2 protein-coding genes and 1 pseudogene are annotated in these 3,095 nt (G+C 51.2%); all 3 read right to left on the reverse strand.

Annotated features, from left to right (window positions below; all coding sequences use genetic code 11):
* A pseudogene (locus ACP5D4_RS17805) lies at positions 1-1,843 on the reverse strand (WD40 repeat domain-containing protein); the annotation flags it as partial.
* 29 nt (positions 1,844-1,872) lie between these two features.
* The gene (locus ACP5D4_RS17810) at positions 1,873-2,238 is read right to left on the reverse strand and encodes a hypothetical protein (protein ID WP_428012962.1); all 366 of its coding nucleotides are present in this window, start codon (positions 2,236-2,238) and stop codon (positions 1,873-1,875) included.
* 159 nt (positions 2,239-2,397) lie between these two features.
* On the reverse strand, positions 2,398-2,625 hold the full coding sequence (locus tag ACP5D4_RS17815) for a hypothetical protein (RefSeq protein ID WP_428012963.1): 228 nt from the start codon (positions 2,623-2,625) through the stop codon (positions 2,398-2,400).
* Positions 2,626-3,095 lie beyond the last annotated feature (470 nt).

Raw genomic sequence — 3,095 nt, forward strand, 5'->3', positions numbered from 1 at the left:
CACTGGCCGAAGCCAGGGTTGTCCCGTCGGGACTCCAACTCACGTGATTGACCGCAGATTCGTGGTCGGTGAGATTGTTAATCTGGCGAGACTGGGCAACTGCCAAGTACAACACTCGAACCTGTCGGACACTGAGTTTTGCCCTCAACCTGCGCCGAATCGCCCGCGCCCGTAAACCCTCTAGGGAGGCTTCCAAGGGCTGCTCTACCGCGAAGAGCTGTTCGGCAGACCGAGTTAACACATCGCTTTGCGCCAGTTCTGTCTGTCGCCACTGCCACAGCGCCCCCACCGCTAAACTGAAGAACAGCAGCGAAGCACCCGTCAGTCCGCCGATTGTCAGTCGGCGTTGGCGTTGCTGTTCCCGCACTTCTCGCGCTCGCCGTTCCGCACTGGCCTCGATAAACCCGCGTTCCCTCGGACTGATATCCTTGCGGCGTTTGTCCAACCACTCTTCCGCCTGTGCCAGCATCACCCCCCGCAACAAGCCATCGTCACTGCGTCCGATCTCCTCCCACTGTCGCAGCAGCGAACGTAAACGCTCTTGCCACACCCGAAAACTGCGGTCTGCTTCCATCCACTGCCGCAGTTCCCCCCAACTGCGAATCAGCGCCTCGTGAACCACTTCCACCGTCTCTTGTTCCTCGGCGTTGCGGCTCGTCACCACCAACCGCTCGTCCGCCAGTTGCTTGACGAACTGCCAGTTTTCCTCACCCAAATCCGCCTTCGTCGCCAGTCGCCGCGTATCTTCCGCTCCTTGTCCCGGTCGCACCAACTGAACGAAAATACGACGGACTTCCTCCCGTTTGCCCTTGAGCCGTTCCCGCTCCAAACATCGATCGGCATAATGGGTTAACGCGCCCTGCACTTCACCTATTTCCCCATAAGCGTCGTGAGTCAGTTGTGTTCCGGTGCGCTTGTTCCACAACTGCGTCAGCGCGAACTCCAGCAAGGGTAAGTTTCCCGGTTCGGATTCTACATCGTTGAGAATGCGATCGACCAATCCCTCTTCAAACGTCACGCCCAACTTTTGCGCCGGTTCCGTCACCACCCGAGCCAGTTCGTCGCGGTTCATCGCCCCGAGCTTCACATCGTCCGCCAACATATCCGCAAAGGGGCGATAAGACAGCGCGTTTCCCAGAAAATCCGCCCGCATTGTCGCCATTAAAACCACATCGGTGATAGATTTCGCCGCGTCTGAAAAGCTCTCGACGAGACAATTGAGGAAGCCTTGGCGAGTGTTGAACTCAGTGCAAAGGGTATAGAGTTCTTCAAACTGGTCGGCAATCAGTAAAACCCGCCGATTGGAGTGGTATTGTTGAATCTGAATTAATACGTCGGACAGGACGAGATCGCCATTTTGCAACGCCGGGGCGAGTTTTTTGGCTTGAATGAGGAGGTCTGTTCGATCTAATTTTTCGTTGTAGAGCGGAACCAACGCCAACGCCAAGTTGTAAAAGGGATCGCCCCCCGGTCGAAAATAGGTGAATTTCCAATGTCCCGTTTGTTGCAACGCCGGAACCAGCCCTGCAAAAACCACGGAAGATTTCCCACTTCCCGAAGCGCCGAGAAGCGGAAGAAACCTCCGAGACTTTGTGAGTTCGACCAGTTCGGTTACAAAGGCTTCGCGGCCGAAAAAATACTCTGAATCTTCGGGCGTAAAGTGAAATAAGCCTTTGTAGGGGCAGGGAAGTGCTTCTCCGTCTTCAGTTTCGGCGGACTCCTCTGAGACGATTTTCGTTTGACTGGCGTAAAAGTAGTTGTAGATAATGTTTCCTTCTCCAACTACCACCCCTTTCACGTTTTCTTGGAACTGGGGAGAATATTGTGAAGATTTTTCCGCCATCTTTTTTAGACTATTTTATTGAATTAAATTCAATTAAATGTATTCTCTTGTTGGTTTTTGTCTCCAACTTGTGCGCCTTTCACTTCTCCTTGAAATTCCACGTTATATTTATTGACTGACGATTCGTCTGAGTCCGCTTTTTCTAACAAGGCTTTAGCTAACTCAACGATTTCTGAATCTTCGTTCGCTTTGGCAATTTCCACTTCTTCCTTTACCATCGCTTGACGGGCTTCGGAATCGGGCTTTTTCTCCAACCCTTCCACCGCTTCCGTTAAGTCACTATCGGAACCGAACTTATGCTTCAGCGCGGTTTTGAGGGCGTTGTAGCTATCTTTGATGGCGTCTTTGCTTAAATTCGCCAGTGCAACGACGATCGCAGCGGTAATCGTATCCATAGCTCGGAATTTATTGGGTTTGCAAGTCTTGGCTTCTAGCTTATCCTCTGAAATTGGATTTGTCTCGATCGACCCGCAGGGATTTTGCGAGGTCTCACGAAAATCGGTTGTCGTTCAGCAACCTCCGCTAATCGCTTGAGTTTTTTCTTAAACGCAGCCTCAAGCTTTGTCGTGATTCGTGGCGTCCTTGTGTTCGAGGCGTTTCGCCAGTTCCCCCATGTCGTTGGCGACTAACCCCGCAAACAGGCTCGGTATGCTCCTCACCAACTCGATGGCGATCGCCGGAGTCCCACTTCCCGTAAGGAGTGGAGGACAGAGTGTCGAAGCGAGGAGAATACCTCCAAACAGAACGAGGCCTGTGGGGGTTTGTCCGGGGATGAGTTTCATGGGGAAGCCAACTCTCTCAAAGCGTTTGCCCGTCAGACACCGAGTCGATCGCTTCAGTCTACCCTGAAAAACCGGGTTTTTCGGTTTATCTTAACCCTCAGTTTAGAAAATTCGACGAAAAACCGATATCTGAAATATGGATCGATCGAGCAGATATTTTGAAGTCCAAAAACGCAAAGCTCAACAAAGTTTTGTGATTCTTTCAATTGGGTATTGACTCCCTTGGAAAAATTCGTTAAATTAATAGAAGAATATCAGCCAACAAATAGCAGTTCGATTTGAATTGCGAACAGAATGAATAGGTAGAATTACCGTGCCACGTAAATCTCAAATATAGGATATTTTGCAAATCAGTTAGAACTGCTATATACACATTAGGAGGTAAACCCATGCCTAACCAAGACGGTTCTGGACCTCGTAGGGGTGCCAGTGGACCTCGCGATGGCAGAGGTCGCGGACAGGGAAATCGC

It is taken from the genome of Baaleninema sp., assembly GCF_049974805.1.
GTDB lineage: Bacteria > Cyanobacteriota > Cyanobacteriia > Cyanobacteriales > Geitlerinemataceae > Baaleninema.